We start from the raw sequence: 576 nt of genomic DNA, 5'->3' as shown, positions 1-576 counted from the left end.
CGGCTGATCGACCTGATCGACGTGGTGTCGATGGAAAAGCTGAAGCGGTCGATCGACGGCAAGGATCCGGTCGCCAAGCGCGGCATCTTCGTCGATCCCTTTGTCGACGATCATTATCGCGATGCCGGCGCGGCGCAGACGGCAGCCGTGTTCGAGGGATCCTGCCAGCTCGCGATCGATCCGACGCTCTATTCGGCCTCGCTGTCCGCCCCGGTGTTGCTCGACTGGACCGAGGAGGTGGTGATCCGGCAGGAACTGGCGACCGAGTGTGTGCTGGTCAACCCGTATCAGAACTTCACGCCGCTGCCGATCAGCCTCGCGATCACCCCGTCGACCGACTTCTGGACCGAGACGTCGACCGCGTTCCTGTCGCCCCAGACGCAGCGCTTCGGCTCCGGCAATACCAGCCGCACAACGGTCTCGACCCGCGTCGTCGATCATCGCGAGGAGCTGGTCGAGTTCCTGCGCCAAATCCCCGTCGCCTTCACGGTGAAGGGATTTGGCGTTGGCGAGACGCTCGCCTCTCTCACCTTCGACGGCGTCGATGTCACCCCGGCCGGGCCGCTCGTCGGCGAT

The 576-nt window shown here is 64.9% G+C and carries 1 protein-coding gene; it reads left to right on the top strand.

Going from position 1 to position 576, the window contains the following annotated elements:
* Positions 1-576 (top strand): DUF4815 domain-containing protein (locus WFK98_RS27240; RefSeq protein ID WP_336802524.1); only part of this gene is annotated, 576 nt, incomplete at both ends.

Origin of the sequence: Kaistia sp. MMO-174 (genome assembly GCF_037147815.1) — a bacterium.
Lineage (GTDB): Bacteria > Pseudomonadota > Alphaproteobacteria > Rhizobiales > Kaistiaceae > Kaistia > Kaistia nematophila.
Note: the sequence above shows the minus strand (reverse complement) of the source record. Positions and strands in the feature narration are given on the sequence as shown.